This is a genomic window from [Ruminococcus] torques ATCC 27756, from assembly GCF_000153925.1.
Lineage (GTDB): Bacteria > Bacillota > Clostridia > Lachnospirales > Lachnospiraceae > Mediterraneibacter > Mediterraneibacter torques.
The window spans coordinates 550,074-574,868 of sequence record NZ_DS264345.1 but is presented as its reverse complement, the minus strand read 5'-3'; the positions used below and the strand labels follow the sequence as shown (position 1 = coordinate 574,868).

Below are 24,795 nucleotides of genomic sequence, written 5' to 3'. Positions count from 1 at the left end.
CATATAAGCACTTTCACTTCACCGCATCTTATCTGCATTTTGAAATTTTCATGATAGTTCTATCATAATCCTATTTTATCTTCCGCACAACTAAATTCCGTCATTTCCCCTCTATATCGAAAAGGAAGGTGCGCCTGCTGACATTTGGGATTCTCCCTCTCTTTGATCGAAACCGAATGAAAAAACCGCTTCCACAAAAACTCATATTTCCGTTCCTCTTCCGATATATTCTCTGCCGCTCTCTCATTAAAAAGCTCTCCCCACACAAGTCTCCATCTTTTCCTAACTCCGTGTACAAGACATACTTTATGCGTTTTATCATATATGATCCAATTTTCCAATGGAAACCTATCCTCAAAATGATCTGCAACACAAGTTAAAATCTGCGCTTTCGGAGTAATCTCCGAAAACAAAATTCCGTTTTCAAGTTCTCTGAAACGAATAAATTCTTCATATCTATGCGCTTCATTGGACACGCTCCTGCTCATAGAAAATACATCCGCAACTGCCGGACACCCTAAATGTTCCATTATCTTTTCACTCTGCCTGATTTTTCTGGCTTCCTGCAGCACTTCAAATACTACCGTTCCTTTTCTGTCATCTGTCGAAAGAAGCGCATGGTAAATCTCCCAGTAGGCATTGTATCCGAGATGATGCTTTATCATTCTTTCTAATCTCAGCGCTTTTTCTTCTGATTCTTCTACTATTCTGTACTCACAAAAAAGCTGCCGCTGTGTCCTCCCCCTCAGTTCGACACCCGCCTGCGTATCTCTGCATTCTTTCCAGGCATCATGCAAAGCTGAATAAATGCCGGTTATCGTATCTTCACATATATAGATCTGTTTCATCGCTTCCCCCAATCTGCCGGATATTCTCTTATTTTTCAAAGTAACCAAAAATCAGCAGCTCTTATTTTACCTCCTATTCTATCCCCATATCGTCAAATAACGACAACTGACGAAAGCTCATCCCATCTGCGCCTTCGGGCAGTTTTTCTTTTGTATTAAGGAGATTTCTTGTAATATAATCTTCATCCATTCGAATCGGATACATCATTTTTCCTTTACATGTAATAAAATAGAGCGCCCGCTTCAAAACAACTCCCATTTTCTTTAAATCTTCAAAATCAAGCATCCCCATCCTGCGCGCTTTCACAATGCGCGATGCTGATTTATACCCTATTCCGGGAACTCTAAGAAGCATATCATATGCCGCGTAATTTATCTCGATCGGAAATTCTTCGAGATGCCTTAACGCCCAAAAGCATTTCGGATCAAGATATGCATTAAAATTAGGATTTTCTTCATCCAAAAGTTCTCCTGCTTCAAAATGATAGTATCTGAGAAGCCAGTCAGCCTGATAAAGCCTGTGCTCTCTTAAAAGAGGAGGTCGCTGCTCTTTGACAGACGGAAGATTTTTATCTTCGTTGACCGGAATGAATGCAGAATAAAATACTCGCTTAAGATCAAATTTTTTATACAACGACTCTGCCACATGCAAAATCTGATAATCAGACTCCGGTGTAGCGCCTATGATCATCTGCGTGCTCTGTCCTGCCGGAACAAACTTAGGCACATGACGATAAGTTTGAATTTCATATTGATTTTCCGCTGACATCTGCTGTACAAAACGCATTGGTGCAAGGATATTCTTCCGCGTTTTATGCGGTGCCAAAAGACGAAGGCTTTCCGCAGTAGGAAGTTCTATATTCACACTCATCCTATCTGCAAGATACCCCGTCATCTGAATAAGACGAGAATCCGCTCCCGGAATCGCTTTCACATGAATATATCCCTGAAAATTGTGTTCATGGCGCAGCTTGTATAACACTGTATACAAAAGTTCCATTGTATAATTCGGACTTTTTAAAACCCCTGAACTTAAAAATAATCCTTCTATATAATTTCTTCTATAAAACTCCATCGTCAAAGTACATACTTCTTCCGGAGTAAAAGATGTACGTACAACATCATTTCCTGATCGGTTCACGCAATATTTACAATCATAAATACATTCATTTGTAAAGAGAATCTTCAGAAGAGAAATACACCGCCCGTCTGCCGAAAAACTATGACAAATTCCTGCTTTCCTGCAGTTTCCCATTCCTTCTCCGTCTCCCTTGCGCTCTGTGCCGCCAGATGTGCATGAAACATCGTATTTTGCCGCATCAGACAATATCTCTAGCTTTTCTCCTAAAGTCATCTCCGTCTGCATCAGTTTCAACATTTTCCGAAAACCTTCCTCTTTCTTGTTAGAACATGTGTTCTATTAAAGAGTAGCACATATGTTCTGTTTTTTCAAGAGTCTATTCTGCATCCGCCACAATAACTCAAGCAAGAAACTTTGTAACACACTATAAAATCCCCCAATTTTATCTATAACAAAAAGCTGATCCTAAACGATAAGCTTCAAACTTACCATTTAAAAATCAGCTTTTTATCTGCTCTTTATATGCAATTTATATTTGCTTTATTCGCACTCTCTGATACGCTTTCTAAGCGGGAGAACCATAGCCGGAGATACTGACAGCTCATCTAATCCCATCTTAAGGAATTCTTCTGTCAATTCAAGATCTGCTCCAAGTTCACCGCAAATACCGATCCAAGCACCTTCTGCATGGGCATTATCCGCCGCCATCTTGATCATAGCAAGTACTGCGGGGTGATGCGGATCATAAAACTTATCCAATTTTGCATTCTGACGGTCAATCGCCAATGTATACTGTGTAAGATCGTTTGTTCCCACACTGAAGAAATCCACTTCTTTCGCCAATTCACGACTGATCATAACAGATGCCGGTGTCTCAATCATAACGCCGAGTTCCACATCATCCTTAAACGGGATTCCCTCGTTTTTAAGCTCTTCTTTCACCTCTGCAATGATGGCTTTAATTTCATGAACTTCCGCAACTGAAATAATCATCGGGAACATAATAGAGATATTTCCAAACATCGCCGCACGATAAAGAGCTCTAAGCTGCGTCTTAAAGATCTCTTTTCTCGTCAAACAAATACGGATTGCTCGATATCCGAGAGCCGGATTCTCTTCTTTATCAAGTCCGAAATAATCAACCTGCTTGTCCGCACCGATATCCAGTGTACGAATGATTACTTTCTTGCCTGCCATATTTTCAGCGACTTGTTTGTACACTGCAAACTGCTGCTCTTCTGTCGGGAAATCCGAATTTTCCAAATACAGGAACTCGCTTCGGAACAAACCGATACCGCCCGCATCATTTTTCAATACTGCTCCTACGTCTGAAACATTACCGATGTTTGCATACACATTGATCTTCTGTCCGCTCTTAGTTACATTTTCTTTTCCTTTAAGCTGCTCAAGAAGCGCTTTCTGCTCCTGATCTTTCGTGCGCTTTTCTTCCATGACTTTCATTGTTTCTTCATCAGGATCAATGTATAACATTCCGGTAAATCCGTCAATCACCGCCATTTTACCGTCATATTTTGTCAACAGATCTTCTCCGAGTCCGATCACCGCCGGAATATTCATTGTACGGGCAAGAATTGCCGTATGTGAATTGGAAGATCCATACATTGTAGCAAAACCGAGAACTTTGCTCTTATCAAGCTGTACCGTCTCACTCGGAGCCAGATCATCTGCCGCGATAATACACGGCTCAGTCATCTCTTTCATACCGCCGGATACTCCGCACAAAATATCCAATACCCGCTCAGACACATCTTTTACATCCGCCGCTCTTCCCTGCATATAAGCATCGTCCATTGCAGCAAACATCTGTGCAAAATTATCTGCTGTTGTTGCAACTGCAAATTCTGCGTTCACTTCCTGTGTACGGATGATATTCTCAATAGACTCAAGATAATCAAGATCCTCAAGCATCATCTGATGGATCTCGAAAATCATCGCATTTGCCTCTCCGACATCTTCTATTGCTTTATCGTACAATTCTTTCAACTGGGATACTGCCGTATCCTTTGCATCGCAGAATCTCTTCCACTCTGCATCGACATCATCTACATGCGTTCTTTTGATCACTTTTTCATTTCTTTTATAAAACATGATCTTTCCAATAGAAACGCCGCCAAATACACTTTTTCCTTTTATTGTAATCATAATTTATAAATTCTCCCTTAATCCGATTTATAAATTTTCTTTAAAAAATGCCTCTAATTCTGCAAATGCCTTATCTTCATCGTCACCTTCTACTGTAATCGTAACTTCTTCGCCTGTTTTTACGCCAAGCCCCATCACTCCGAAGATTCTCTTTGCATCTGCTGTTTTATCACCTTTTGTAATTTTAACGGATGATGTATATCCTGCTGCCTGTTTTACAAGAATTCCTGCCGGTCTTGCGTGTATTCCCTCCGGATCTGTTACAACGTATTTAAATTCTTTCATTCTCTTAGTCCTCCTTAATGATTTCATCGTACTTTTGTTGTACTTTTTACAGTATATAACATATTCACTAATTTTTCAATCTTTCTGTCACACTTTTATCAATCATCCGTTGACTTTTGCTGTTAACCATGCTAAACTTAGCCGGTATTGAAAACTCATTTTTTAATACAGAAACATATTTATTTTTTCTTAAATGGAGGGCAACACAATGACAGGTACAGTGAAATGGTTCAATAACCAGAAAGGTTACGGATTCATCTCTGACTCAGAAGGAAACGATATTTTCGTTCACTATTCAGGACTTGTAATGGATGGATTCAAGACTCTGGAAGAGGGTCAGGCTGTAGAGTTCGAAGTAACAGAAGGCGCTAAAGGACCGCAGGCAACTAACGTAGTAAAACTTTAATCAGATTTTTTAATGTACCTTTTAATATATAAACAAACTCGATTTATTTATTATTAAAAAGCAATACAGAGAAATGAGATTAAAAAAGAGAACCGGACAGTAATCGAACTGCCCGGTTTTTCTTGTTTTTAGTTATAACACAGGAACAGTTTTAAACAGACTCTGTTCCTGTATGTTTTATACCGTTATTAGCTTTGCTCGTGCTATTTTATATTAGACACATATGCTTCTGAAGCTTCCCATACATCGAATCCGCTTCCTCTCAAAATATCTACAACCCTTGCAGGATCATCACATTTTAAAACCGCAGAGGCATCTTCTCCGTTTGCAAAAGCATACATATATTCAATATTTACATCTCCGTCTACAATCTGATGCATCGCACGGCTCAAAGACCCTGTCTCATGAGGAACTCGCAGAGCAATGACATCTGTCAGCATTGCCGTAATTCCGTTTTCTTTTAAAACCGCTTTTCCTTTGTTTGGATCCGACACGATCATACGAAGCATTCCGTATTCTGTTGTATCAGCCAAACTTAAGGCAACGATATTGACATCATTTCCCGCTAATACAGAAAGGACTTCATCCAGTCTTCCTTCTCTGTTTTCAAGAAATACCGACAGTTGTTGAATTGTAATTCCCATTCGTTCTCTCCTCCTTCTACAGATCTCTGTTGTCAATCACGCGAACAGCTTTTCCTTCACTTCTTTGAATCGACTTCGGCTCTACAAGCTTCACTTTTACAGATACGCCAAGCGCAGTCTTTAATGTAGCTGCAATCTTATTTCTGAGAGCGTCAAGTTTTCTGATTTCATCTGAAAATACAGATTCGTCTACCTCTACCATAACAGTCAGTACATCAAGATTATCTTCCCTGTCAACAATCATCATATAATGAGGCGCTACAACTCCTCCGATTGAAAGAAGCGCCGTTTCAACCTGAGTCGGGAATACATTTACACCGCGAATTACTTTCATATCGTCGGTTCTTCCTGTAAATTTAGAAATTCTCGGCAGTGTTCTTCCACAGGCACAGGTACTGTGATCAATACTTGTAAGATCTTTTGTCCGATATCTTAAAAGCGGCATTGCCTCCTTCGCAAGAGTTGTAAACACAAGTTCGCCTGTTTCTCCGTCCGCACACGGTTCATGGGTTGTCGGATTCAAAACTTCAGGATAGAAATAATCAGCCTGTACATGAAGTCCCGCTTTATGGATACAATCCTGAGCCACTCCCGGACCTGTAATTTCACAAAGTCCGTAAATATCAAAACAATTAATGTGAAGGATATCTTCAATCTTTTTCCGCATTTCTTCCGTCCACGGTTCTGCGCCGTGAATACCGACTTTCAGATTCAGCCTGTCAACAATCCCTGCTTCTTGAATGGATTCTGCAAGATACAAAGCATACGAAGGCGTACACGCAAATGCAGTGGCTCCAAGATCTTCCATACACATCATCTGACGCTTTGTATTGCCTGCAGACATCGGAATCGCCATTGCCCCGAGCGCTCTTGCTCCAAAATCCAGTCCAAGGCCTCCGGTAAACAGACCATAACCATAACAGACATGTATAATATCTTCCTCGGTAAGTCCTGCCATCGTCAGTTCTCTTGCCACACATTCCCCCCATACTTCTACATCTTTCTGCGAATAAGGAGCAATCGTCAGTTTTCCTGTTGTACCGGATGTTCCCTGCACACGGACAACATCCTTTTTCGGTATTGCCAAAAGTCCAAAAGGATAATTTTCCCTTAAATCTTCTTTTGTTGTAAACGGAAGTTTTCCGATATCTTCAATAGATTTGATGTCACCGGGCTCTATTCCCATATCCTGCATTTTTTTTCGATAAAATTCTACATTATTATATACTCTGTTTACTACCTCGACAAGCCGTCTGCTCTGAAGAGCGGCCATCTCGTCCCTGCTCATGCATTCAATCTTAGGATCACGAATCCTCTCAACCCAGTTTTCTCTTGATACTGCAGCCATTATTTCTTCTCCTTTAGTCAATTATATATCTTTTATAAATCCTCTTCCTCCACAAGCTTTACATCCGCCTGCTTCAGAACGCTCTCCGCTTTTTCAAAGTCATCAGTATGAAATACCATGACCGGGGCTTTCCCTTCTCGGATTACGAAAGAATAGATATAATTTACATTGATCTGTCCGTCTGCCAGTATTTTCAACATCTGATTCAGATTTCCCTTTTCGTCTTTTAGTTCCGCACCGATCACATCACTGACGCGATTTACAAACCCTTTTGACGTTAAACTTTCTTTTGCGCGGACCGGATCATCTACTACCAAACGCATTATGCCAAATTCCGGAGTATCAAATGTTGAAATTGCACGAATATTGACATGCGCCTCAGTAAGTACGTTTGTCACATTCATCATACTTCCCGGTTGATTTTCCACAAAAACTGATATCTGCCTGATCATTAACTATCACCGCCTTTCCTTTTAGATTCTCTGTCAATATCTGCCAATATTTTTTCACACAGATTGTTTGTTGTTACGATACATTCATTATCATATGTCTTTTTCTTTTATATGGCTTCCACCTATTTCAACGTATATCCCACATCAAAAGCTTTCTTATTTAATTCGACTGTCTTTTGGGGAACCGTTTTCTCTATCACTTCATACCACTGCTCTTTTGTAAAATCCATATGCTGTGCCGCTACGCCGAGGACGATCAGGTTAAACACTTTCGGATTTCCCAGTTTCTTTGATTCTTCTGTTGCATCTACTTTATAGACTTTATATTCTTTTTCCAAATCTTCTAAAATATTTTCCGGATACCGGGCTGCTCCGATCACGACAGGCATCGGATCGATTCGCCAGTCATTTACGATCAACACTCCGTCTTTCTTCAAGAAGTGCGCATAGCGAAGCGCCTCAAGCCGCTCAAATGCAATAATTACATCTGCCTGCCCTTCTTCCACAATCGGTTCCGCCACTTTTTCTCCGTATCGAACAAATGTAACGACGCTTCCGCCTCTCTGTGCCATTCCGTGAACTTCCGATAATTTCACATCATATCCGCCCGCGATCGTAAGACCTCCGAGAATGCGGCTTGTGAGCAAAGTTCCCTGTCCGCCCACACCGACGATCATAATATTTTTCACAGCCATCCCTTACTCACCTTCCTTTATAAGCTCGATTGCATCAAATTTGCACAAATCTTTACACAAACCGCATCCTGTACACATTGTATCGTCAATATGAATCGTTCCGTCCGGGTTTTTCGTCATTGCCGGACATCCCGGCTTCATGCACATTCCACATTTTTTGCACTTATCGGCATGTGCAATATAAAGCGGCTTTTTCCTCTTATCAAGAAGTACACACGGAGTTTTTGTAATAATGACCGATACTTCGTCTCTTGCCACCTCTTCTTTGATCGTTTTTTCAAGCAGCAAAAGATCAAAAGCATTGATCTCATAAACATTTTTCACGCCCACTGCACGACACAAAGCCGGAATATCAATCGCATATGTCGGATCGCCCTGCAAAGTTTTCCCTGTAGCCGCATGGTCCTGATGTCCTGTCATTCCTGTTGTCGAATTATCAAGGATCAGTACTGTTCCTGTCGCATGATTATATACCATATTCATCAATGAATTGATGCCTGTATGCAAAAAGGTGGAATCGCCGATTACGGCAACCCAATTTTTTATGTATTCTTTTCCTTTTGCTTTCTCCATTCCATGAAGCGTCGAAATGCTTGATCCCATACACATCGTCGTATCGATTACGCTCAAAGGCGCAACCGCTCCAAGCGTATAACATCCGATGTCGCCGGCAGCATGCATTTTCAGCTTATTCAATACATGGAAAACACTTCTATGCGGACATCCCGGACAAAGAATCGGCGGTCTTCCCGGAGCTTCTGCCGGTTTTTTCAGATCCGGATTTTCTTTCAGTATCGCTTTGCGAAGCATATTGGCACTGTACTCGCCCTGCACTGTAAAAATTTCTTTTCCTACAGCCGGAATTCCCCATGAACGAACTTGTTCTTCAATTACCGGGTCAAGTTCTTCTACGATATACAGCGTCTCGACTTTTGATGCAAACTCTTCGATCAATTTTTTCGGAAGAGGATTCACAAGTCCAAGTTTAAGAACAGATGCATCTGGAAGCGCTTCTTTTACATATTGATAAGGGATACCGCTTGTAATAACTCCTATCTTTGTATCATTCATCTCCATCTTATTCAGCGAAAGTGTATTCGCTGCTTCTGCCAGTTCAAGATTGCGTTTTTCAATTTCGACATGACGAAGTTTCGCATTTCCCGGCATCATGACATTTTTCGGAATATTTTTCTCATACGGTTTATCTTCGACCTGCGCACGATCACACAACTCTACAATTCCCTGCGAATGTGCAAGTCTTGTTGTTGTCCTGAAAATAAAGGGTCTGTCAAACTGTTCACTCAATTCAAACGCCGTCTTAAAAAAATCTTTTGCCTCCGCACTGTCCGACGGTTCAATCACCGGAATCTGAGCGGCTCTTGCAACCATCCTCGTATCCTGTTCGTTCTGAGAACTGTAAAGTCCCGGATCATCTGCAACAACAAGAACAAGTCCTCCGTTTACTCCCATATAAGAAACCGAATACAGCGGATCTGCCGCCACATTCAAACCGACATGCTTCATGCATGCCATAGAACGTACTCCGGCAAGACTTGCTCCGACCGCCACTTCTGTCGCCACTTTTTCATTCGGCGCCCACTCTTCATACACATCATCTTTATATTGTACAAGGTATTCACTTATCTCGGTACTCGGAGTTCCCGGATAAGCAGACGATACCTTTACCCCTGCTTCGTATGCTCCTCTCGCAATCGCCTCATTGCCGAGCATGATCACTTTCTCTGCCATATCAAAGTCCATCCTTTCGTAAATCTGTTACTCTCTTTGCCTTACCCTCAAACCGTCTTAAAGAGTTCGGCGCCACAAGCCTGATACAGGTTGCAAGTCCAAGCTGCGATTTCAATGCTGACTTAATCCTCGTCTCAAGTTCACTTAATTTTGCATAGCTGTCAAGAAGTCTGTCATCGATCAGCTCTACCGTAATCGTCATTACATCCAGACGGTTCTTTCTCTCTACAAGTATCTCATAATGCGGTCCGATCTCATCAATCTTTAAGAGCACTTCTTCAATCTGTGTCGGGAATACATTAACTCCTCGGATAACAAGCATATCATCTGCACGACCGGAAAGATTTTCCATTCTGCAGGTTGTTCTTCCGCATTTACACGGCTCATACATCAGTCTTGTCATATCTCCGGTTCGGTATCTTACGATCGGAAGCGCCTCTTTTCCAAGACAGGTAACAACAAGTTCTCCTCTTTCTCCCGGCGGAAGAACTTCCTCTGTTTCAGGATCAATAATTTCAGGAATAAACCAGTCTTCATTAATATGCATTCCACAAAGCTGTGTACATTCTCCCGAAACACCCGGTCCGCAAAGTTCACTCATACCATAATTTTGTGTACAGACAAACTGTTCTCCCCAAACACGGTGCATCTCTTCCCGCATCGGCTCTGTCATGCCTTCTCCTCCGAACAGTCCGATTCTTATCTTTAAATCTTTTGATGGATCGATCCCTCTTCTGCGAAGTTCCTCTCCAAGATGGAGCGCATAAGACGGGGTAGCCACAAGAAGTGTCACACCCATATCCTGTAAAAACATAATCTGTTTGTTTGTATTTCCTGAAGACATCGGAATCACAGATGCTCCGATCTTCTCAAGACCTCCGTGAAGTCCGAGCGCTCCCGTAAATGTTCCGTATCCAAACGCGATCTGTGCCACATCTTCTTCCGTCGCGCCTCCCATGCATGCAATTCTCGCAACATTATTCAGCCAGATATCCAGATCGTTTCTTGTATATCCGACAACGGTCGGCTTTCCCGTCGTACCCGAACTTGCATGATAACGAACGATTTCCTTTTTATCAACCGCAAACAACCCATCCGGATAATGATCCCGAAAATCAGCTTTATATGTAAACGGCAGTTTTTTTAAATCTTCCAACGTCTGTATATCTTCCGGACGTACACCTGCCATATCCATTTTCTCGCGGTAAGGTTTCACTCTGTCATAAATATATCGAACCGTATCCTTCAGCTTTGTAAGCTGTATCCGTTCGATCTCTTCTCTTGGCAGAGTCTCTTCCTTTGCCCATATCATCGCGCATATCCTCCTTTATAATATGTTGTGCCATCGCTTATCGGCAATCTGCTTTTCAGCTTTCTTTTTTACTGATGTCTATTAGTATAGCACAATACTTTTGCGAATTAAAGCTTTAAATCAAGAAAAATTCCTCTTTACCCGGAGGACCTGATCCTGTCGGGCAAAGAGGAACTCTATTGTTTCTATTCTTTTTATCATTAAATCAAATTTAACAAAGAGGATATTTCTCTGTAAGTTCTGCTGCCAGTTTTCTTGCAGTCTCTACATTTTCTTCACTCTCGATCACCATTGCAATGATCTCGGCGATCTTATCCATATCGTCCTCTTTCATTCCCCGAGTTGTAACTGCCGGAGTTCCGAGTCTTACTCCGCTTGTCACGAACGGAGAACGAGGATCGTTCGGTATTGTATTTTTATTACATGTAATATGTGCATCGTCAAGCCGTTTTTCCAGCTCTTTTCCGCTTACGTCATTTCCGGTAAGATCTACGAGCATAAGATGATTGTCTGTATCTCCTGAAACGATCTTCACGCCGCGTTTTTTCAAACCTTCACAGAGCGCTTTTGCATTTTTTACAACCTGCATCTGATATTCTTTAAATTCCGGCTCAAGAGCTTCTTTAAAGCAGACTGCCTTTGCCGCGATTACATGCATAAGCGGTCCTCCCTGAGTTCCCGGGAAAATTGCTTTATTAAAATTAAACTTCTCGTTCACTTCATTACTTGAAAGGATCATTCCGCCTCTTGGACCTCTTAATGTTTTATGGGTCGTTGTCGTTGTCACATGTGCATACGGAATCGGACTTGGATGGAGACCTGCTGCCACAAGTCCTGCAATATGAGCCATATCTACCATGAGATACGAGCCGACTTCATCTGCGATTTCACGGAAACGTTTGAAATCGATCGTTCTTGCATAAGCGCTTGCGCCCGCAATGATCATCTTCGGTTTACATTCTTTTGCAATTTCCAAAACCTTATCATAATCGATCACTCCGTCATCATTGACTCCGTAAGGAACGACATGAAAATATTTTCCCGACAGATTGACCGGTGATCCATGAGTCAAATGTCCGCCGTGATCAAGGTTCATTCCCATGATCGTATCGCCCGGTGTCAGCATCGCAAACTGAACTGCCATATTAGCCTGCGCTCCTGAATGAGGCTGTACATTTACATACTCACAGCCAAACAGTTTTTTTGCGCGTTCTCTTGCCAGTTCTTCGGCAACATCCACACACTGACAGCCTCCGTAATATCTCTTGCCCGGATATCCTTCTGCATATTTATTTGTAAGCGGACTTCCCATCGCTGCCATCACTGCTTTGCTCACCCAGTTCTCAGAAGCGATCAATTCAATATGGGAGTTCTGTCTCTTCATTTCCGCTGTGATCACTTCCGCAATCTCCGGATCTGCATTTTTGATTTCATCGAAGTCGTACATCGTCATTATCCTCCATCTCATCTGAAATTTGAAATTTGAAATTTCATAAATTTACACTTTACTATGACAAAGCGTTAGAGTTATTATAGCATAGCGGATGTATCCCGTCTACGTCTTTCTAAAGACAGAAAATAGGACCTTAAATGAAAAACTAAATTCCACCATCATGCTGAATTTAGTCTTACTCTCTTCTTCTATATCCTATATTATTTTAGTACCTTCTATCCGCAGTAGAAAAGAGGTACTTATGTGTAAATCTATCCCTGGAAATCAAAAGCATATGACAATGGATCAGCGTATTATAATTGAAAAAAGGTTGGATCAAGGAAACTCCCTCCATAGCATTGCGCTACAGTTAGGAAAAGATCCAACCACTATCTCCAAAGAAATTAAAAAGCACCGCACTATTCAGGAACATAGCCACTTCAATGAATCAAAAAATAAATGTGCTCTAATAAAAGACTGCAAAAAAAAGAATATCTGTGAAATCTATGCTCCGATATGCAAAAGAATGTGTAAACTCTGCAACCACTGTAATTCCCATTGCGATGATTTCATTCCTCGCAGTTATCATTGTTCCAAACTAGATAAAGCTCCCTTTGTATGCAATGCTTGCAGTAAAAAAAGCGGATGCCGTTTGGATAAGGCTTATTATAGAGCCACGATTGCTCACAGGGAATATCGAACCGTTCTGATTGAATCGCGAACTGGTATCAACATTTCTCCTGAAGATTTGATAAGGCTGGATGAACTGGTTTCCCCACTGATTATGCAGGGGCAGTCCCCTTACATGATCCTACAGAATCATCCGGAGATCCCTTACTCAGAAAAAACGCTTTACAATTACATTGAATCCGGAGCTTTGAGTGTTAAAAATATCGATCTGCCTAAAAAAGTAAAATATAAGCTCCGTTCTTCCGGCTCTTCTGAATTAGTTGATAAAACAATCTATGAAGGTCGTACTTACAAAGACTTTCAGGCATTTTTAAAAGAGTTCCCGGATACAAGAGTTACTGAAATGGATACCGTTCTCGGCTGTGAAGGTTCCCACAAGGTGTTACTCACTTTCCACTTTTCCGAATGTTCTTTTATGATGGCGTATCTTCTTGACAGCAAAGAATCCGATCATATAAAAAATGTATTTGACTCCATTGAGCATGCGATTGGAACCTTTTCTTTTGCCTCTGCTTTTTCGCTGATTTTAACGGACAGAGGCGGTGAATTTCAGATTCCGGATGCATTGGAATGTGGTGAAGACAACCTGATTCGGACAAGTATTTATTATTGTGATCCGATGTGTTCCTGGCAAAAGCCGCATTGTGAAAAGAACCATGAATATATCCGAAAAATATGCCCGAAAGGAACATCCTTTGACGATTACTCGCAAAAAGAGATCAATCTGATGATGAGCCATATCAACAGTACTCCAAGACAAAGCCTTGGTGGATTGTCGCCTATGGCTCTTGCAAAAATCATGCTCCCACATGAACTTTTAAATTTTTTTGCTCTCACTGAAATACCGGCAGATGAGATCGTATTAACGCCTGCATTATTGAAAAAATAAAACCAGATAATAAAACAAATCTGCGGATAAAGGCTCCATATCACACATACCAGACAAGTGGAATTTAGTCTTACAGAGCAGATTCCAGTTGTCTCATTAGCATACATTTTTATTGCAGAAAAGCATTTATTATCTGGTTAAATTCCACTTTAAAGGATTTGACACAATTCGTCAAACCCTAAAATATCGAATTTAGTCTTCTGTATGGAATTTACTTTTACATATGGAATTTACTTATTCACTCAACCACAGAAAATAGGAAAGGAAGAAATATTAACGATATGGGAGAACAAATTTTAATTGCAGAAGATGACGCAGATATCAACAATCTGCTTGCAAAAATATTACGCACCGAGCATTTTAAGCCGATACAGGCATTTTCCGGAACAGAAGCAAAACTGCTCTTTATGCACAACACGCCGGACTTAATCTTACTGGATCTTATGCTTCCGGGATTATCCGGCGAAGAACTTCTATCCGAACTTCGGGAAAATCTTTCTTCTGACGTACCAGTCATCATATTGTCTGCAAAAATTGCCCTGGCAGACAAAGTGTCACTTTTAAAAATGGGTGCCGATGATTATATTACAAAGCCGTTTGAACCTGAAGAAGTCATAGCAAGAATCCAGGCTGCTTTACGGCGTACTGCAACATCAAAAAAACTGTCTTGCCTAAATTTAGAGTTATATCCGGATTCTAGAAAAGTTACTGTTCACGGAATCGAACTTTCTCTGACCGCCCACGAATATGACTTACTCTATCTTTTCATAAAAAATCCAGAGAAGGTCTATTCCCGCGAAATGCTGTACGATCTCGTCTGGCACGGAGGCTATTATGGGGAAAACAATACTGTCAATGTACATGTAAGCAATCTCCGAAAAAAAATAAAAGAAGCCGATCCTGAAAACGAATATATCCGTACTGTATACGGAATTGGATTCAAACTTGTTCTTCATTCAAATAAAACAAAATTTGAAGCAGTGATTTAGCATTTAATAACTGAACTGATTCAAAAATTATAGATTTAAACTTTGATAAACCTAATCAGTACGATTTTATAAGTTCTTTAAAAGTTCTTTATGACTTATTAAAACAGATTCAGATATAATTGGCATCGTAACAGCTTTTATTCAAAAACCTGCTGCATAAAATAAAATCCATACGGAGTGAACAGATATGAACAGATATGTCATAGAGACAAAACAAATCACAAAAACATACAATCCGCGTTCTCCCTTTATCGCACTGGATCATGTGGATCTTCATGTAAGCGAAGGCTGCATTTACGGACTGATCGGAGATAATGGCGCGGGAAAAAGCACATTACTCAAATTACTTGCCGGACACATCTTTCCAACAAACGGAGAACTATGCCTTTTTGGCGAAACAGAAGAAAAAGCACTTTGCAATATACGCAAAAATATCGGCTGCCTGATCGAATATCCATGCTTTGTTCCAGGCATGACTGTTGAGCAAACTCTGCATTATTATGCCATTCAAAAGGGAGTTCCAGACAACAAAAAAATCGGCGAAGCAATTCAACTGACCGGTCTATCCGAAAAGCAACATGCAAAATGTAAAACGCTTTCGCTCGGGCAAAAACAACGGCTCGGACTTGCAGTTGCCCTGCTGGGTGAACCGCAGATTCTCATTTTGGACGAACCGATCAACGGACTTGATCCGAGCGGTATTGTCGAATTTCGCAGTATCCTTCAACAATTAAATGAACAGAAAAACATCACGATCCTTTTATCAAGCCATATTTTATCAGAATTACAACACCTTGCCACAGTTTACGGCTTCCTAAATAAAGGAATCTTACTTGAAGAGATCAGTTCTGAAGCTTTACACGCAAAATGCGCCAACTGTATCGAACTGACTGTTTCTGATGCTGAAAAATATACCGTTCTGCTCGAAAAAATCTTTCCTGAAGAAAACTATAAAGTGCTTCCGGGAAATACGATTCGCATTTATAAACCGCACGAGACAGCCGAAAGCTTCAGCAGACTTGCCGCAAAAAATGATGTTTACATTACAAAAATGCAGACACTCCAGACATCATTGGAAGATTATTATATGGAACTGAAGAAAAGAGGTGCTGTAAAATGTTGAATTTTATTAAAAGTGAGTACTACCGTATGATCCATACAACCGGAATCCGTGTCTTCTTCGGAATTCTCTCTGTTTTGACCATTTTACTGATATCAGGTATTTCGATTGTTGAAACACAGTACCATACAACCTCTTTTTCTTATTCCATCCTTGTATCGAGTCCTATGTTTTTCACGTTGATGGGAATGCTGACCGCTTCGGTTCTCTATGAAGACAGCAAAAGAAACGGGATTATAAAAAATTCGATAGCAAACGGAATTCCCAGAGGAAAGGTGTTCTTCAGCCAATGTATCGTCAGTATCACCACTGCTACTGTCATTATGACGATTGTTCTCACCCTCTGGATTTTCATGACCGAACTGTTTCTTGATAAAACCGGTCCGGTTCATATGACCGATCTGCTAATGGAAATTCCGGCTATTTATTTGATTGCCGTATCCAGTATTGTTTTAACAATCGTACTTTGCCTGTGTTTTCAAAACGGCGCATTCATATTTTTTACATGGCTTTTTGTCTTTTTCATTTTTCCGACAATTTTACTTAAATTCGGAATAGCAGTTTCAGCCCATTTTAAAACAGATTTTATCTACAACATCGCCATGTGGATGCCATCGAACTTTTTTCAGATCAACACCGCAAACGTCAATATGAGTTCATGCATTACCGCATGGGATACAACCGGCGGTATGCTGCGCTGCATAATTGCAGGAATTTCAGGAATTATTATTTTCATGGCAATCGGATTCAGGCACATCCGAAAAGCAGACTTATAAACATAAATATGGAGGGATCACATATGTTGTATATCATTCTATTTCTTATCAGTATCGCAGGAGGATATGTTGCGTTTCGCTACATTTCCCTTCTCCGTGCATTAAAACAGATACAAAAAGAGCTCGATGTCATACAGCAGGATCTCTCCAAAAATCAGATGATACATCTTCCCGTTCCGAACAATCGGTTAAAGGAACTTCTCATCACAATCAACTCTTTTTTAGATGAGCTTCACCATGAGCGCGCGCGTTATACAAAACAGGAAAAAGAATTTCAAAAACAGATTGAAAATATCAGTCATGACCTGCGTACTCCTTTAACATCCCTTCTCGGATATGTTAGACTATATAAAAAATCCCAGTCTTCCTATATCTCACAAAACGCTGAGCTTTCAGATACACTAGATGTCATTGAACGAAAATCAGAATCACTGAAAAACCTGATTACGCAGTTTTATGATTTTTCCCGACTTACAGCTCATGACTATACAGTAAATCTCATTAAAATTGATACTGTAAAATTACTGAGAGAATCTTTTGCAGACAACTGCCACATACTCGAAGAGACACATTTAAACGTTTCGCTTGATTTGCCGGATCGCCCAATATATGTGCTTGCTGACAAAACAGCTTTAGAACGAATCTTTTTTAATTTGTTTCAAAATGCCGGAAGATACGCACATACCTTTTTTCATATAACAATAAAAAACGAACAAAATTCCATTAAAATCTTGTTCGCTAATGACACATGTTCTCTTTCATCCGAAGATATTTCTCATCTGTTCGACCGCTTCTATATTCAGGAATCGGCGCGCAGTCAGGGTGGAACCGGACTTGGTCTTACGATTGCCAGATCACTTGCAGAAGAGATCGGCGGAGAGCTTTCTGTTTCTTCCAAAAAGTCAAACGGAAATAACTCTCTTCTCATCTCATTTACTTTGGCATTACCTTCTTGTTAGTTTCAAAACTTTTATACCGGATTTCCCTTTTGTAAATACATATCCGCGATCCCACCCTATAATGTACGTTTAAGAGTTATCGCTTTGTATAAATCAAATCCGTCATTCCATTATACGATTGTGTTTTGAGCAGCCTTAACTTAATTTCATGGTCAGTCTTTTCAAAAAGTCGAATGCCTGACCCTAAAATAGTTGGAATAACAGTAATATAATAACAATCAATTATATCTTCCCTGTTGGATAAGGGTTGCACCACCACATATCCAAATATCTTTCCCACTTTCCTCTCGTAGTTTTTTTACCAGATCAACAGAGCTTTCATTGGTAAAATTAATTTTATCAGAAGATGTTTTTTGATTATGTGTTACTACATAGGTTGTAAAATCATTATAAACCCATTCATTTGGCGAAAGTTCAGTAACAATTTGATGATAAGTATTCCACCCCATTATCACAGTATCAATATCTTTTGCAAATTCAGAATATGTATCAATGTTATCAGCGTCATCACCCTGTCCAACCAACCATTCAACACTGCCTTCACTGTCTGCGATATATCCGTCAAGGCTCATTGCTATAAACAAACTGACTTTTTTCATAGATCCTCCTTTAAATTCACAAACTGGGATTTTATTCTTTATCGTTCAAAAGTTTATTTACTCTTTCAACTGGAAATCTGTCTTCAATATCAATTATTTCAAACAAATTTAGTGGCAATTCTTTTTCATCAATTAGAGTAAGATATTCATTAACAGCTCTACGGTCAATCATAATTTTTCCATGACCAGCCCAATGTCGATTACTCTCCTTCTTTTTCAAACCAGAAATCCAGTATTCATCACCATTTTCAATGTCTATATAATTTGCGTAATTACCGTTATATTTCTGAAATGCATGGTTGTTAAAATAAATGGTTTTCTTGGTTTTTGAAGTTTTCACATACCCAATCCATGCTGGACCATCATCAGAATATCCTGTTTTCAGTTCAATATACATTAAATCTTTAATCATTTATATCATTTATATCATTCCTAAATTTAAATTTTTCGTGTTACCGGAATTTACAACTCTATTTCTTTATGAAAAAATCAATCTTACAATCAAAAGAAAAACAAAAATCCCAATGAAATAAGAAAGCCTCCATAAATTCTAATATTTATACCGCTTCTCTCAGTCGCTATGTCCCATTAGCTTGCAAATAATTCTTTTAATTCTTACAACAATTCCTCCAATACCTCCCAGCCTTGATAATAAAATGCCGAGAGCAAAAAATATTACTATAACGGTAGCCATATCCAAATAATTTTCGCCCATAATTTTTCTCCTTTACAACTTCAAATTTTCGTATTACCAACACCAAACAAATTCTCGTTTATACTTCAGATTTATAAGATTATATCACATAATTTAAGCTTTATATTTAATAAGTTTCACTGAGCATAGCTAAACTATCCATAACTTTTCAACGGGATATTTAATTTCTATTGTATCTTCAATCATTTATTTTTTCTCCCTGGTATGATTCAACTATATTTAAAATCATTTTTTCAAAAATGTGTGCATAATTCCATTTTTTGATGAACTATACCTTCTTCTAAAAAATCATCGGATGAAACTCTAAACCCAAATTTTTTATAGAAACCTACTGCGTGCTTTTGTGCATCTATACATATTTTTTTACACTTCAGCTTTTCTTTAATAGCAACAATACTTTTTTGCATCAATTCTTTTCCAAGCCCGTTACCATGCACTAATGTCAAAACTCTGCCAACCCGAACTATATATTTATTATCATCTTGACTAAACGCTCTTAAATAAGCAACCACTTTATTATCATCCATAATATAGCAGTGTAAAGAATTATAATCTATATCATCCATATCCTGACAATGAATATTTTGTTCTATAGTAAAAATTTGCGACCTTGATTTCAAAATTTCATATAATTCTTTTGTTGTTAATTCATCAAATGTTTTTGCAAAAAATTCCATTTACATATCTCGCTTTCAAATTCATATCTTCCGTTACTTTACAAGTTACAAATCTATCTCTTACTCGGAAAGCAATCTTTCAAGTAAAATCTTTCGGTTATTAATAAACATTTCGGTAACTTTATAACTCTGCGTATCTTCATATTCACATTTGTGTACTATTCCATCGTCAAATGATAAAATCTGTGCATCTGGTATTCCTAACAAAATAGGGGAATGCGTAACTATAATAAATTGTGATCCTTCTTTTGCACATGAATATATTTCCATAAGCAATGTTAATTGTCTTTGAGGAGATAATGCTGCTTCCGGCTCATCAAATAAATATAACCCATTTGGTCGCAGGTGATTCTGTGTGAGCGCAAGAAAGCTCTCTCCGTGTGATTTTTCATGGTATTTCTCTGATGGATGAGCCCAATCCGAATACTCCAGTTCTTTTGTTGCAACATTATAAAAGCTTTCTGCTCTAAGAAAATATCCCCATTTTGCTTTACGAAATCCTTTTGAAATTCTGATAGCATTATACAATTCAGAATGTGAATCAAAAGTCGAAAAAGAATAATTTTTAGTGCCGCCTTCCGGATTAAAACCGTATGATACTGCAAGAGCTTCTAAAAGCGTCGATTTACCACTACCATTTTCTCCGACAAAAAAGGTAATTGGTTTTTCAAAAACAACTTCTTTTAATTTATTTATAGCTTCAATTTCTCGTAAATAACTATCGTCCTCAATCTTATTCCAATCTATCGACAGGCTTTGTATAAATTGTTGATTCATTTGATCACCTCAAACTGATATAAAACATAAAAATCATTCTTTCGTTCTCTGACAAAGAATACGCATTCTTTTCCCGATAAATAATTCTATTACTTAATAAGTAATATTACCTTTTTATCTGTTCAGTTGCAATGGATTGTTCATTGAATTATTTTCTATTTTTTTCAAATATTGCTATCTAATTACTTGTCCGTTGTTTTCTTTTACTATATAACAAACCTGTCATCAGTAATGCACTTATCAAACAATCATATATCCCATTACATCATTTGTATCAGCCGTAGTTGGCGCTTTTTCTTTATTATTCGTATGATTATTCGGTTTTGATGTTTAATTTACATCCTTTTTCTCCAAACCGTTCGCTTTCGCAATCGCTGCATCTACAGCACTATAATCTGCTACTCTCAACAGTTCTTTTTCCATTGCCTTTTCCAATTTCTTTCGATTAAAGAAAAATAAATGTTTATGGGGTTCATTAGCTTTTATGTTTATAGTCGGACTGGCTTTTCCGCTGTTAAGATATAAGGATATGAAGCAGTCCGGATATATCAATAATCTTGACAATGGATTTTTTGCGCGCGCTTTGTTCATAGGAATTATTCTTGCTGTATTTTGCAGCCTTTTTATCGGTACAGAACATAATGATGGAACGATCAGAAACAAAATTATCGTAGGACAAAAAGAGAAACGATCTATTTATCAAATATGATAACTTGTTCTGTTATCGCGATTACTATGTGCATTGTGTTTTTTGTTCCATACCTTAGTGTTGGAATACCTTTGCTTGTTTTTTACTGCTGATGTGAAATTGATTATGCTCATAGGCGTAACCGTCCTTGTTTTATCAATTACATTTGCTTCACTTTTCACACTTATAACAATGCTCTTTCAAAATAAAGCTATTATTGCAGTGTCTTGTATTCTGCTTTCATTCGGACTATTACTTGCAGGGGCAATATGTAATAGAATGTTAGATGCTCCGCCAACTATTCCGGCTTACTCAATAGGAGAAAATGGCGAAACAACAGCTCAGGAAACAGAAAACCCAAAATATTCGGACGGAACAAAACGAGAAATTGTACAATTCTTTTATGATGTCAATCCAGGTGGTCAGGCAATTCAATGTTCAACAATGCAGCCTGTCAATTTAACACGATTACCTATATATTCCTTAGCAATAATTGTCCTTACAACCGGTGCAGGTGTTTGGATTTTCAAGAAAAAAGATTTAAAATAAAGGAGCGAACACATTATGTTATGGTTATGGCTTTTCATAAGTGGATTGATCTTAATAATTATCTTGCTACTCATCAAAATACATTTATTGCGAAAATCTGCACAAGAAATAGAAAGTTCATTTTCCGAAAAGCTCATAACCGATAGTAATACTTTAATTGATATTTCAAGCAATGATAAATATATGCGCCATTTAGCAAATGAAATAAATATCCAGTTACGAAAACTCCAAGCTGAACGCAGAAAATTTCAAAAAGGTGATTTAGAATTGAAGAATGCTGTTACAAATATTTCTCATGATTTACGCACACCGCTAACCGCAATATACGGCTACTTAGATTTACTTGAACAGGAAGAAAAAAGTGAAACAGTCAACAGATATATAGCCGTCATAAGAAATCGTACAAAAATGCTGAAACAGCTTATGCAATTTAAATATTCCGGCAAAAGTATCCCCTCCTCCGGTGTTGGGATACTTTTGTCTTATAAAAGCTAAAAATACAACATTTTTACCTATATTCGCGCTCATTTTTTCTATACATTTCTTCCGCTATAGATTATAATAAAAGGCAAGATGTTTTGAATTTATTATTTCAATATTTTATGTAGGAGGAAACCACGTATGAAACAAAAACTATATGACAAATTTGCAGAACTTTTCGGCGCTACGGATGATGCACATTTTTATTTTGCTCCCGGCCGCGTCAACCTTATCGGAGAGCACACCGACTATAACGGCGGTCATGTATTCCCCTGTGCCCTGACACTTGGTACATATGGCGTTGCAAGAAAAAGAGAAGACCGGCTTATGCACTTTTATTCCTGCAACCTTGACGAGATCGGCGTAGTAGAAACATCTCTGGACGACCTTACTAACAAGGATTGTTACGACTGGGCAAACTATCCGCTCGGAGTTGTATGGACATTCTCCGAAAAAGGCTACAAACTTGATACCGGATTTGACATGGTAATATGGGGGAATATTCCTAACGGTGCAGGTCTTTCCTCTTCTGCTTCTCTGGAAGTGCTGACCGGAGTGATCCTGACTGATTTATATGGAATTACCGATCTAAGTCCAATAGATCTTGCTTTATTCGGACAATACTCCGAAAATAATTTTAACGGCTGTAACTGTGGAATTATGGATCAGTTTACAGTAGCTGTCGGGAAAAAAGACAACGCAATATTTCTTGACACAAACACTTTGCAATATGAATATGCACCCATTCTTCTTGAGGACTCCAAGATCATCATTACAAACAGTAAAGTAAAGCACAGCCTTGTCACTTCTGAATACAATGTCCGACGTCAGGAATGTGCGGATGCGCTTAGCGATCTGCAAAAGGAACTGTCCATTTCTTCTCTCGGCGAGCTTACTCCAGAAGAATTTGAAGAGGCAAAGCACCTGATCCGGGATGAAGTTCGTGTAAAACGTGCCAAACATGCTGTTTACGAGAATCAGCGCACTATCGCCGCCGTCAAAGCTCTGAAAGAAGGCGATATTACAAAGTTCGGAGAATTAATGAATCAATCCCATGTTTCTCTGCGCGATGATTATGAAGTATCATGTAAAGAAATCGATCTGCTCGTTGATCTTTCATGGAATACCCCGGGAGTCATCGGCTCTCGTATCACCGGAGGCGGATTCGGCGGCTGTACCGTCAGCATTGTAAAAAATGAAGCCGTAGACAATTTTATTAAAAATGTCGGAGAGGCCTATAAAGAAAAATTCGGATATGAAGCTGAATTTTATGTAGTAGACATCGGTGTCGGCGCTTCCAGATTAGATGTATAATCTTCCGTAAAACAAACTTTTAAAAACACAAAAAACACACCTTGTACAAGATACCAAAACTCTTTTACCCGGTGTGTTTTTTCTGCCTTTCACCTTGCTCAGCGGATCATCCGTCACTTCAGATATTCATGGACATTTTCTTTTGTGACTTTGGAATAGGGCAGATAAATGTAATTTTCATTAGTAAATTTTATTTCCTCCGCTTCTTTTCCGATTACCAATGCAGCTGAAAGCTTTGCTATCGCTCTCGCCTGTCCCTCTTTATCATTATATACCGTTCCCGCCATACTTGAATCTTCCACTGCCTTCAACCCCATATCCGTGCCGTCTATTCCTATAAATACCGGAAGAAGGGCCTCTGTATAATTCAAATTTTTATAAGCGTCCAACGCTCCCAGAGCCATGTCATCATTATTTGCCAACACAAGTTCTATCTTATTTTTATACTGCCCCAGCATCTGCTCCATCCGGTTCTGCGCCTGCGCCCGGTTCCAGTTCGCAATCTGGTAACTTAACTTTTCCAGTTCAATCCCATTTTTGTTAAGCGTATCTACCGCATTTTCTGTACGAATGATCGCATCCTGATGTCCCGCTTCCCCTTCCAGAACTACATACTGAATTTTTCCGTCCTTATTGTGATCTATCTGACTGTTTTGCCGTATCATTTCAACAGCCAGCTCTCCTTGCAGCACACCGGACTGCTTTGCATCTGCGCCAACGTAATAAAGCCTGTCCCACTGCCTCATATCTTCCGCAACCGGTTCTCTGTTAAAAAATATAATCGGCACATCATGTTCTTTTGCAACATCTATAATTTCCGACGGATCTGCCCGATCTACCAGATTCACACAAAGGACGTTGCATCCTGCATTTATCAGCTCTTTCACCTGGTCATTCTGCGTGCGCTGAGATCCGGCAGCATTTTTAACTGTCACAGTCGTCTCAACTCCATTCTTGTTGAGATGATTAAGTTCTTCTTTAAAACAGACAAGAAGTTCGCTTAAAAAGGTATCGTTTTGATCGTAACAGGTAACTCCGACATAAACCTTGTCTGACATGGATATTTTCTGCTTACCGCAGGCACACAAGAGTTGTATCACCATACATAAAACAATCGCTGCCGCTAATAGTTTCTTTTTTTTCATTCCTCCACCTCTG

At 39.2% G+C, this 24,795-nt stretch carries 26 protein-coding genes and 1 pseudogene; 10 read left to right on the top strand and 17 right to left on the bottom strand.

What is annotated here, in order from left to right:
• Nucleotides 1–62 precede the first annotated feature (62 nt).
• The 4 genes from RUMTOR_RS03970 to RUMTOR_RS03955 all read right to left on the bottom strand — a co-directional run bounded on the left by RUMTOR_RS03970 (nt 63) and on the right by RUMTOR_RS03955 (nt 4,377).
• Nucleotides 63–848 (bottom strand): TIGR03915 family putative DNA repair protein, encoded by a 786-nt coding sequence (locus RUMTOR_RS03970; RefSeq protein ID WP_004845826.1) that lies wholly within the window; start codon nt 846–848, stop codon nt 63–65.
• 73 nt (nt 849–921) lie between these two features.
• Nucleotides 922–2,226: a putative DNA modification/repair radical SAM protein gene (locus RUMTOR_RS03965; RefSeq protein ID WP_004845825.1), complete on the bottom strand. Its 1,305-nt coding sequence runs from the start codon at nt 2,224–2,226 to the stop codon at nt 922–924.
• 243 nt (nt 2,227–2,469) lie between these two features.
• Nucleotides 2,470–4,092: a phosphoenolpyruvate--protein phosphotransferase gene (gene ptsP / locus RUMTOR_RS03960; protein ID WP_004845824.1), complete on the bottom strand. Its 1,623-nt coding sequence runs from the start codon at nt 4,090–4,092 to the stop codon at nt 2,470–2,472.
• 27 nt (nt 4,093–4,119) lie between these two features.
• Nucleotides 4,120–4,377 (bottom strand): HPr family phosphocarrier protein, encoded by a 258-nt coding sequence (locus tag RUMTOR_RS03955; RefSeq protein WP_009242210.1) that lies wholly within the window; start codon nt 4,375–4,377, stop codon nt 4,120–4,122.
• A gap of 208 nt (nt 4,378–4,585) precedes the next feature.
• Between RUMTOR_RS03955 and RUMTOR_RS03950 the strand changes: the two genes are divergently transcribed.
• Nucleotides 4,586–4,783: a cold-shock protein gene (locus RUMTOR_RS03950; RefSeq protein ID WP_009242211.1), complete on the top strand. Its 198-nt coding sequence runs from the start codon at nt 4,586–4,588 to the stop codon at nt 4,781–4,783.
• A gap of 203 nt (nt 4,784–4,986) precedes the next feature.
• On the opposite strand, the gene RUMTOR_RS03945 is transcribed toward RUMTOR_RS03950, so the two are convergent.
• The 7 genes from RUMTOR_RS03945 to glyA form a co-directional block, all read right to left on the bottom strand.
• Nucleotides 4,987–5,427 (bottom strand): hypothetical protein, encoded by a 441-nt coding sequence (locus RUMTOR_RS03945; protein ID WP_004845821.1) that lies wholly within the window; start codon nt 5,425–5,427, stop codon nt 4,987–4,989.
• Nucleotides 5,428–5,443: 16 nt separating this feature from the next.
• Nucleotides 5,444–6,775 (bottom strand): phenylacetate--CoA ligase family protein, encoded by a 1,332-nt coding sequence (locus RUMTOR_RS03940; RefSeq protein WP_004845820.1) that lies wholly within the window; start codon nt 6,773–6,775, stop codon nt 5,444–5,446.
• Nucleotides 6,776–6,807: 32 nt separating this feature from the next.
• Nucleotides 6,808–7,227 carry an ACT domain-containing protein gene (locus RUMTOR_RS03935; protein ID WP_004845819.1) on the bottom strand — a complete coding sequence of 140 codons (420 nt, stop codon included), beginning with the start codon at nt 7,225–7,227 and terminating at the stop codon, nt 6,808–6,810.
• A 122-nt stretch (nt 7,228–7,349) separates the two neighbouring features.
• Nucleotides 7,350–7,922, bottom strand: a complete 573-nt coding sequence (locus RUMTOR_RS03930) for an indolepyruvate oxidoreductase subunit beta (protein WP_004845818.1) — start codon at nt 7,920–7,922, stop codon at nt 7,350–7,352.
• 3 nt (nt 7,923–7,925) lie between these two features.
• On the bottom strand, nt 7,926–9,671 hold the full coding sequence (gene iorA, locus RUMTOR_RS03925) for an indolepyruvate ferredoxin oxidoreductase subunit alpha (RefSeq protein ID WP_009242212.1): 1,746 nt from the start codon (nt 9,669–9,671) through the stop codon (nt 7,926–7,928).
• Nucleotide 9,672: 1 nt separating this feature from the next.
• Nucleotides 9,673–10,983, bottom strand: coding sequence for a phenylacetate--CoA ligase family protein (locus RUMTOR_RS03920; RefSeq protein ID WP_004845816.1), 1,311 nt, complete (start codon nt 10,981–10,983; stop codon nt 9,673–9,675).
• 211 nt (nt 10,984–11,194) lie between these two features.
• Nucleotides 11,195–12,430: a serine hydroxymethyltransferase gene (gene glyA, locus RUMTOR_RS03915; RefSeq protein WP_009242213.1), complete on the bottom strand. Its 1,236-nt coding sequence runs from the start codon at nt 12,428–12,430 to the stop codon at nt 11,195–11,197.
• Nucleotides 12,431–12,596: 166 nt separating this feature from the next.
• Here glyA and RUMTOR_RS03910 point away from each other — a divergent pair, with 166 nt between their 5' ends.
• The 5 genes from RUMTOR_RS03910 to RUMTOR_RS03890 all read left to right on the top strand — a co-directional run bounded on the left by RUMTOR_RS03910 (nt 12,597) and on the right by RUMTOR_RS03890 (nt 17,838).
• A complete protein-coding gene (locus RUMTOR_RS03910; RefSeq protein WP_242647671.1) occupies nt 12,597–13,994 on the top strand; it encodes an IS30 family transposase in 1,398 nt (465 codons plus the stop codon).
• Between the two features lie 281 nt (nt 13,995–14,275).
• On the top strand, nt 14,276–14,983 hold the full coding sequence (locus tag RUMTOR_RS03905) for a response regulator transcription factor (RefSeq protein WP_004845814.1): 708 nt from the start codon (nt 14,276–14,278) through the stop codon (nt 14,981–14,983).
• A gap of 187 nt (nt 14,984–15,170) precedes the next feature.
• Nucleotides 15,171–16,106, top strand: coding sequence for an ABC transporter ATP-binding protein (locus RUMTOR_RS03900; protein ID WP_004845813.1), 936 nt, complete (start codon nt 15,171–15,173; stop codon nt 16,104–16,106).
• A complete protein-coding gene (locus RUMTOR_RS03895) occupies nt 16,100–16,879 on the top strand; it encodes an ABC transporter permease (protein WP_004845811.1) in 780 nt (259 codons plus the stop codon). The genes RUMTOR_RS03900 and RUMTOR_RS03895 overlap by 7 nt, the downstream gene beginning before the upstream one ends.
• A gap of 23 nt (nt 16,880–16,902) precedes the next feature.
• Nucleotides 16,903–17,838: a sensor histidine kinase gene (locus RUMTOR_RS03890; protein ID WP_009319819.1), complete on the top strand. Its 936-nt coding sequence runs from the start codon at nt 16,903–16,905 to the stop codon at nt 17,836–17,838.
• Between the two features lie 76 nt (nt 17,839–17,914).
• Here RUMTOR_RS03890 and RUMTOR_RS03885 read toward each other — a convergent pair.
• From RUMTOR_RS03885 to RUMTOR_RS03870, 5 genes and pseudogenes are all read right to left on the bottom strand, one after another.
• Nucleotides 17,915–18,437: pseudogene (locus tag RUMTOR_RS03885) on the bottom strand (dihydrofolate reductase family protein).
• 31 nt (nt 18,438–18,468) lie between these two features.
• The gene (locus tag RUMTOR_RS03880; protein WP_004845807.1) at nt 18,469–18,849 is read right to left on the bottom strand and encodes a hypothetical protein; all 381 of its coding nucleotides are present in this window, start codon (nt 18,847–18,849) and stop codon (nt 18,469–18,471) included.
• A 159-nt stretch (nt 18,850–19,008) separates the two neighbouring features.
• Entirely contained in the window at nt 19,009–19,152 is a 144-nt protein-coding gene (locus RUMTOR_RS13105; protein ID WP_004845805.1) for a hypothetical protein, read from the bottom strand.
• Between the two features lie 233 nt (nt 19,153–19,385).
• A complete protein-coding gene (locus RUMTOR_RS03875) occupies nt 19,386–19,829 on the bottom strand; it encodes a GNAT family N-acetyltransferase (RefSeq protein WP_004845804.1) in 444 nt (147 codons plus the stop codon).
• A gap of 60 nt (nt 19,830–19,889) precedes the next feature.
• On the bottom strand, nt 19,890–20,606 hold the full coding sequence (locus RUMTOR_RS03870) for an AAA family ATPase (RefSeq protein WP_004845803.1): 717 nt from the start codon (nt 20,604–20,606) through the stop codon (nt 19,890–19,892).
• Between the two features lie 484 nt (nt 20,607–21,090).
• Between RUMTOR_RS03870 and RUMTOR_RS03865 the strand changes: the two genes are divergently transcribed.
• From RUMTOR_RS03865 to RUMTOR_RS03850, 4 genes are all read left to right on the top strand, one after another.
• Nucleotides 21,091–21,315, top strand: a complete 225-nt coding sequence (locus RUMTOR_RS03865; protein ID WP_004845801.1) for a hypothetical protein — start codon at nt 21,091–21,093, stop codon at nt 21,313–21,315.
• 105 nt (nt 21,316–21,420) lie between these two features.
• Nucleotides 21,421–21,843 carry a hypothetical protein gene (locus tag RUMTOR_RS03860; protein ID WP_004845800.1) on the top strand — a complete coding sequence of 141 codons (423 nt, stop codon included), beginning with the start codon at nt 21,421–21,423 and terminating at the stop codon, nt 21,841–21,843.
• A gap of 15 nt (nt 21,844–21,858) precedes the next feature.
• The gene (locus RUMTOR_RS03855; protein ID WP_004845799.1) at nt 21,859–22,338 is read left to right on the top strand and encodes a histidine kinase dimerization/phospho-acceptor domain-containing protein; all 480 of its coding nucleotides are present in this window, start codon (nt 21,859–21,861) and stop codon (nt 22,336–22,338) included.
• Nucleotides 22,339–22,464: 126 nt separating this feature from the next.
• Nucleotides 22,465–23,637, top strand: a complete 1,173-nt coding sequence (locus RUMTOR_RS03850; RefSeq protein WP_004845798.1) for a galactokinase — start codon at nt 22,465–22,467, stop codon at nt 23,635–23,637.
• Nucleotides 23,638–23,750: 113 nt separating this feature from the next.
• On the opposite strand, the gene RUMTOR_RS03845 is transcribed toward RUMTOR_RS03850, so the two are convergent.
• Nucleotides 23,751–24,782 carry a galactose ABC transporter substrate-binding protein gene (locus tag RUMTOR_RS03845; RefSeq protein ID WP_004845797.1) on the bottom strand — a complete coding sequence of 344 codons (1,032 nt, stop codon included), beginning with the start codon at nt 24,780–24,782 and terminating at the stop codon, nt 23,751–23,753.
• Between the last annotated feature and the right edge of the window lie 13 nt (nt 24,783–24,795).

Coding starts and splice junctions, on each gene's coding strand:
- RUMTOR_RS03970 (WP_004845826.1), bottom strand. CDS start 848: ATGAAACAGATCTATATATGTGAAGATACGATAACCGGCATTTATTCA.
- RUMTOR_RS03965 (WP_004845825.1), bottom strand. CDS start 2,226: ATGTTGAAACTGATGCAGACGGAGATGACTTTAGGAGAAAAGCTAGAG.
- ptsP (WP_004845824.1), bottom strand. CDS start 4,092: ATGATTACAATAAAAGGAAAAAGTGTATTTGGCGGCGTTTCTATTGGA.
- RUMTOR_RS03955 (WP_009242210.1), bottom strand. CDS start 4,377: ATGAAAGAATTTAAATACGTTGTAACAGATCCGGAGGGAATACACGCA.
- RUMTOR_RS03950 (WP_009242211.1), top strand. CDS start 4,586: ATGACAGGTACAGTGAAATGGTTCAATAACCAGAAAGGTTACGGATTC.
- RUMTOR_RS03945 (WP_004845821.1), bottom strand. CDS start 5,427: ATGGGAATTACAATTCAACAACTGTCGGTATTTCTTGAAAACAGAGAA.
- RUMTOR_RS03940 (WP_004845820.1), bottom strand. CDS start 6,775: ATGGCTGCAGTATCAAGAGAAAACTGGGTTGAGAGGATTCGTGATCCT.
- RUMTOR_RS03935 (WP_004845819.1), bottom strand. CDS start 7,227: ATGATCAGGCAGATATCAGTTTTTGTGGAAAATCAACCGGGAAGTATG.
- RUMTOR_RS03930 (WP_004845818.1), bottom strand. CDS start 7,922: ATGGCTGTGAAAAATATTATGATCGTCGGTGTGGGCGGACAGGGAACT.
- iorA (WP_009242212.1), bottom strand. CDS start 9,671: ATGGCAGAGAAAGTGATCATGCTCGGCAATGAGGCGATTGCGAGAGGA.
- RUMTOR_RS03920 (WP_004845816.1), bottom strand. CDS start 10,983: ATGATATGGGCAAAGGAAGAGACTCTGCCAAGAGAAGAGATCGAACGG.
- glyA (WP_009242213.1), bottom strand. CDS start 12,430: ATGTACGACTTCGATGAAATCAAAAATGCAGATCCGGAGATTGCGGAA.
- RUMTOR_RS03910 (WP_242647671.1), top strand. CDS start 12,597: ATGCTGAATTTAGTCTTACTCTCTTCTTCTATATCCTATATTATTTTA.
- RUMTOR_RS03905 (WP_004845814.1), top strand. CDS start 14,276: ATGGGAGAACAAATTTTAATTGCAGAAGATGACGCAGATATCAACAAT.
- RUMTOR_RS03900 (WP_004845813.1), top strand. CDS start 15,171: ATGAACAGATATGTCATAGAGACAAAACAAATCACAAAAACATACAAT.
- RUMTOR_RS03895 (WP_004845811.1), top strand. CDS start 16,100: ATGTTGAATTTTATTAAAAGTGAGTACTACCGTATGATCCATACAACC.
- RUMTOR_RS03890 (WP_009319819.1), top strand. CDS start 16,903: ATGTTGTATATCATTCTATTTCTTATCAGTATCGCAGGAGGATATGTT.
- RUMTOR_RS03880 (WP_004845807.1), bottom strand. CDS start 18,849: ATGATTAAAGATTTAATGTATATTGAACTGAAAACAGGATATTCTGAT.
- RUMTOR_RS13105 (WP_004845805.1), bottom strand. CDS start 19,152: ATGGGCGAAAATTATTTGGATATGGCTACCGTTATAGTAATATTTTTT.
- RUMTOR_RS03875 (WP_004845804.1), bottom strand. CDS start 19,829: ATGGAATTTTTTGCAAAAACATTTGATGAATTAACAACAAAAGAATTA.
- RUMTOR_RS03870 (WP_004845803.1), bottom strand. CDS start 20,606: ATGAATCAACAATTTATACAAAGCCTGTCGATAGATTGGAATAAGATT.
- RUMTOR_RS03865 (WP_004845801.1), top strand. CDS start 21,091: ATGTTTATAGTCGGACTGGCTTTTCCGCTGTTAAGATATAAGGATATG.
- RUMTOR_RS03860 (WP_004845800.1), top strand. CDS start 21,421: ATGCTCATAGGCGTAACCGTCCTTGTTTTATCAATTACATTTGCTTCA.
- RUMTOR_RS03855 (WP_004845799.1), top strand. CDS start 21,859: ATGTTATGGTTATGGCTTTTCATAAGTGGATTGATCTTAATAATTATC.
- RUMTOR_RS03850 (WP_004845798.1), top strand. CDS start 22,465: ATGAAACAAAAACTATATGACAAATTTGCAGAACTTTTCGGCGCTACG.
- RUMTOR_RS03845 (WP_004845797.1), bottom strand. CDS start 24,782: ATGAAAAAAAAGAAACTATTAGCGGCAGCGATTGTTTTATGTATGGTG.